The sequence below is a fragment of the Moorena sp. SIO2C4 genome (assembly GCF_010672485.1).
Classification (GTDB): Bacteria; Cyanobacteriota; Cyanobacteriia; order Cyanobacteriales; family Coleofasciculaceae; genus Moorena; species Moorena producens.
Genome location: NZ_JAAHGN010000508.1, coordinates 1 through 5232, shown reverse-complemented (window position 1 = coordinate 5232; position 5232 = coordinate 1). Strand labels below are relative to the sequence as shown.

General features: G+C 44.9%; 3 protein-coding genes and 1 pseudogene. 3 read left to right on the top strand and 1 reads right to left on the bottom strand.

Going from position 1 to position 5232, the window contains the following annotated elements:
• Positions 1–172 precede the first annotated feature (172 nt).
• The 3 genes from lysA (at position 173) to uppS (ending at position 3444) form a co-directional block, all read left to right on the top strand.
• Positions 173–1594, top strand: a complete 1422-nt coding sequence (gene lysA, locus F6K20_RS23150; RefSeq protein ID WP_287296166.1) for a diaminopimelate decarboxylase — start codon at positions 173–175, stop codon at positions 1592–1594.
• Positions 1595–1777: 183 nt separating this feature from the next.
• Positions 1778–2698 (top strand): diadenylate cyclase CdaA, encoded by a 921-nt coding sequence (gene cdaA / locus F6K20_RS23145; protein WP_008179944.1) that lies wholly within the window; start codon positions 1778–1780, stop codon positions 2696–2698.
• On the top strand, positions 2695–3444 hold the full coding sequence (uppS, locus tag F6K20_RS23140) for an undecaprenyl pyrophosphate synthase (RefSeq protein ID WP_044492301.1): 750 nt from the start codon (positions 2695–2697) through the stop codon (positions 3442–3444). The genes cdaA and uppS overlap by 4 nt, the downstream gene beginning before the upstream one ends.
• A gap of 45 nt (positions 3445–3489) precedes the next feature.
• On the opposite strand, the pseudogene F6K20_RS40820 reads toward uppS, so the two are convergent.
• Positions 3490–4752, bottom strand: a pseudogene (locus F6K20_RS40820) (RNA-guided endonuclease InsQ/TnpB family protein).
• Positions 4753–5232 lie beyond the last annotated feature (480 nt).

Sequence of the window (5232 nt, the reverse complement as noted above, 5' to 3'; positions counted from 1 at the left end):
ACCCGACCGAGTCCAAAGTCCACCAAAACACAGCTGATCTAGTTCCACTGCGGCACTTAGGTGCTCTGCTTTGAGGGGTTTAAGTTTTAAGACAGTCACAGCCTTCAATTGTACACTGATTAACGAGACGCAAGTTCCAACTGTAAAGCAAAATCAGGAAAATAATTACATAATGCTATCGACTCAACCCATTGAGGTTCACAATTCAGGGCTTCAGTATCTCGATTCATCTATCACTCCAGACTCAAACAATGGTGGATCAAACCCCTCACCGAATCAGCAACTGCTACCTCTAACCGCCAAAGTCAACAGCCGTGACTGCTTGGAAATTGGTGGTTGCGATGTGACGACTCTAGTCGAGCAATTTGGCTCCCCCCTTTACATTGTGGACGAAGTAACCTTTAGAACTGCTTGCCATCAGTATCGGGAAGCCTTTGCTAACTACTACCCCGGAGAATCCCTGGTTCTCTACGCTTCTAAAGCCTGGAATTGTTTAGCAATTTGTGCGATCGCAAACTCTGAAAGCCTCGGAATCGATGTGGTTTCTGGTGGTGAACTCTACACTGCTCTACAAGCTGGTGTTAGTGCTGACAAACTCTATTTCCATGGCAATAATAAATCTACCAGTGAACTGGAACTAGCTACCGAGAGTGGCTGCACCATCGTAGTGGATAACTGGCTGGAGTTAAAATCCCTGGCTTCTTTACCACAAGAGAATATCCGGATCATGATTCGCTTGACCCCAGGGATCGAGTGTCACACCCACGATTACATCCGCACTGGTCACCTAGACAGTAAGTTTGGCTTTGATCCCGATACCTGGGATCAAGTTTTTACCTTTATCAGCCAACACCCAACCCTCAACTTTGTTGGTTTACACGCCCACATTGGCTCTCAGATTTTTGAGAGGCAACCCCATCAAGATCTGGCGAAAGTGCTAGTGGAGTGTATTGTTAAAGCGGCTGACTACGATTTGCCAGTACAAGAGATAAATGTAGGAGGAGGCTTAGGGATTTGTTATCTAGAATCCGATGACCCCCCTAGTATTGATGATTGGGTCAAGGGAGTCTGTGACTCCGTTGTTGCTGCTTGCACTTCTCGGCAACTCGTCCTACCGAAACTGCTATCGGAACCCGGGCGTTCCATTGTTGGTCCAGCCTGTGTCACCGCCTACACTTTGGGTAGTTCTAAAGTCATCCCCGAAATCCGGACTTACTTGACAGTTGATGGAGGTATGTCAGATAATCCGCGTCCCATTACCTACCAATCCGTTTATCGCTCTGTCGTTGCCAACCGGATGTCAGCTCCCCTGACCGAAAAAATCACAATTGCTGGTAAACATTGTGAATCAGGGGACATTCTGATTAAAGATGCCACCCTACCTCAAACTCAGCCAGGAGATATTTTGGTGGTAATGGCTACTGGTGCCTACAATTACAGCATGGCATCTAATTACAATCGGTTACCCAGACCAGCAGCAGTTTTAGTCAAGGACGGAGAAGCCCAAGTGATTGTGCAGCGGGAAACTTACCAAGATTTAATTCGCCTAGATCGTTTGCCCGAACGACTCAGACCCAGAGCAGAAATTAGCTAAAAGCTAAAAGCTAAAAGCTAAAAGCTATTGGTTGTTGGTTGTTGGTGGTTGACTTTTGGGTAACCGCCAATCATTAACCATTAACCATTAACCATTAACTTTTTAAGAGCTAATCACTTGGCTGACGCTAAAATCAAGCCAGTTCGACTCCATCTCCATCCTTAATTCTTTCCTGAACGTTCAATGCCTCCGTTGCCGGGTCCTGTTACTGACCATAGCTGGGCTCAGTCATTGTTGCTTCACAGCATCGATGTTGGGTTGGTTCTAGCCCTTACTTATCTTGTGCTCCTCATCATTGGGGAGCGCCGCACATTATGGATGGTTCGAGGGCTAATTGTCCTGATGTTAGCCGCAGCAGTAAGTAATAGGTTAGGGTTGACGCTATTGAGTTTTGTGCTAGAAAAGTTGGTGGTTGGCTCAGCTGTGGCAATGGCTGTCATCTTCCAATCAGAGTTTCGTCGATTTCTTGAACAGTTAGGTAGAGGAGAGATTGTGCAGTTGTTTCAAGGACAACGACGTCCCACTCCTAAGCCTGACAGTGTAATCAATGAAATCGTAGACGCGGTCAAAGAGTTGTCTCAAAATCGAGTTGGCGCTTTGATAACTTTAGAAACTAATGGTCCAATTGATGAGCGGGATGTTTCTGTACCGGGTGTTCAGCTAAATGCTGAAATTTCTAAAGAACTACTGCAAACCATTTTCCAAACAACTACGTTGTTACACGATGGAGCGGTATTAATTCGTGGCTCTCGGGTTGTAGCTGCGGGGGTAATTTTGCCTCTTTCTGAGCGCACAGCCTCTCGGAAGCTGGGGACCCGCCATCGGGCTGCGATGGGAATTACAGAACGTGTCGAAAATTGCCTTTGTATTGTTGTATCTGAAGAGACGGGTTCAATTTCTTTGGCGGAAAAAGGAGGATTGTACCGACCACTAACTAGCACAAAACTCAAACAATTGCTAGAGGAACGATTTTCCCCAGTCGTGGATCGTGAGGTAGTTGCTCCAGGTCTACGCAACCTAGGTCGCCAATTCAAGTCCCAGGGACGGGTGCTAGTTTCACGTTTCCTCCGTCTTCCATCATCAACGTCTCAAGAGAAAAAATAACTGCTATGCAAACTATCCTAAACAAATTACCAAGCGACCTTTCACCAGACCGTTTGCCTAGGCATGTGGCAGTGATTATGGATGGCAATGGTCGCTGGGCAAAACGCCGAGGACTACCTCGGGTTATAGGACATCGGCAAGGGGTGGAGGCTCTCAAAAAACTACTTCGTTGTTGTGATGATTGGGGAATCAAAGCCCTGACCGCCTATGCATTTTCTACAGAAAACTGGGGACGCCCCTTAGAAGAGGTGGAGTTTCTGATGACCTTGTTTGAGCGGGTTTTGGCTAGAGAACTTCAAGAAATGATGGAGGAGAATGTTCGGATTCAGTTTGTGGGAAATTTGACCGCCTTACCGCAATCGTTGCAAGCACAAATTGAGCACTCTATGAATGAAACTCTCAATAATACTGGCATTCAGTTTACTGTGGCTACTAACTACGGAGCACGCCAGGAAATTATACAAGCCTGTCGAGCCATTGCTACTCAGGTACAGCTTGGTCACATCCAACCAGATGACATTGACGAAGCCCTATTTTCACGCCATCTCTACACTGCCAATGTCTGTGACCCAGACTTGCTAATTCGCACTAGTGGGGAAATGCGCTTGAGCAATTTCCTGCTTTGGCAAATGGCTTATGGGGAACTTTACATCACAGATACCCTATGGCCGGATTTTGACCGTGGACAGTTTCACCGTGCTTTGTCTACTTATCAGCAGCGCGAACGTCGGTTTGGAAAAGTCTAAGATTGACACTCCCTCACTAAATCACGCGATTATAGTGAGGGATTCTTAAGAGCATAAAACTCTTAATGGCTGAGCCAAACAGCCTCTAAACCCTCCAATAAAATCATCAGGCTTACTTGTATGTTTACGAATTATGTTTAATGCTCCGTTGCAATCGGCGTTGATCAGCCAACCTTTACTAGTCCGGTATAATCCACGCTTTATTCTTTTCCCACTGAATGTGTAACTTTTGGGGTTATCAGCATTCCATACAGGCAATTCATCTTTATCCAAGCTAGATGCTTTACTGGTGTAAGATTCCTCCTGTTCGATCAACTCAATCCCATACCGTTGACAGAGGCTTTCCAGCTTGTCTTTGAACATATAAATCGGAATTTGGGTGAATTTTTGATTGTTTCGCTTGCCCATATTGACCCTCTGTTTTAGGTCAGGGTTGTACCCGATAACAATCTTGCTGATTTTGTTCTGTCTGCACCAACTTACAACATATCTAGCGGCTTTTTTGGTAAAATCTCTGATTTTGTGATTACGTTTTCTTAATAGCCTAGCCTGTCGATTGGTTAAGGTTTTAATACCTTGCAAGTCCTTAATAGACTGAAGTTTGGCGTTGCGTTTGTTATAGAACTGATTCTCAGACTTGATTCTTTTACCGTCAATAATAAATGACTTCTGAGTAGTACTAACACACGTAGCAAAATTATCAAGCCCCAAATCTATTCCTAAGACCTCACCAGTTTGCTCAACTTGGGTTTCAGGGTCATCCTCATAGCAATAGCAAACATCGAAGTACCTAGCGTTCTACTTAGGAAGAACTCGGATTTCTTTAACTGTTTTAGATCTAAGCCTTTCTGGAATAGTAAACTGAACTATTCCATAGTCTTTTTTGAACTGGCGAGACATAGGGACAGTAAATACCCAGTTTTTTTCCGGCAGTTTACTCCAGTCACGCTTCCTTATAGGGATAACAAGAATGAAGTACCCGTCTTTGGGAAGGTAATTTGGAATCTTGACTTTTTTCTGGTAACCGACCTTAGATTTAAGTTTGATCAGACCAAAGAAAGACTTAAAGGATCTATCAACAATCTTTAAGGTCTGTTGAGCAATATCAGTCGGCAATAATTTGTAGTTTTCATTATCTTTTGAGTGGTGATAATTACTTTCGTATCGTAGATGTTTCCGTTCTTGAAAAAAGTATTGACGGACATTATAAAGTCCCACATTGAACATATTTTTGCTCAAGTGACACATCTGCCTGAGAGGATCAGACTGTTGCTTGTCCAAACGAAGATTATTAACTTGAGTTATCATTCAGTATTCCCGCTCCCGACACTACTATTATAGCGGGAATCTACAGAACACGCAACAGATCCAGTCTCCAATTCCCAAGGGTCAGAAGTTACCCCAGCGAGCAATCCCTCGCTGGGGCAGCCTTTATGGTTGGGAGGCTTGGCTGAAAAGGGTTAAAACTTTGAGGCGCGACCCATGGCGAATTTAATTCGCCTATGGAAAGCGCGCCTCCATGATTAAGGCTGCCTTATTTTAAGGTTTCGTCTCCGGGCTGTTTGGGTCACCTGCGGGAGCACTTTATACGCCCCGTCTCCCGCGCATGAAGCGCGGGTATAACGGGAGTCCCCTTGGAGTTGAACGATGGTTATAGGTTTTGGGTGTGGCTCTTTTGGAAAGACGTTTGGTCAGGTTTAGAGAGGTATCGGAAGAGTAGGAGGAGCAGTAATAGAGCAACGAGCTTGAATTAGTCGTTTCATCAAAGGAAGGCCATCTTTGTACAAA

Excerpts from the sequence above, each read along its gene's own strand:
- lysA (WP_287296166.1), top strand. The coding sequence starts at position 173 with ATGCTATCGACTCAACCCATTGAGGTTCACAATTCAGGGCTTCAGTAT.
- cdaA (WP_008179944.1), top strand. The coding sequence starts at position 1,778 with ATGCCTCCGTTGCCGGGTCCTGTTACTGACCATAGCTGGGCTCAGTCA.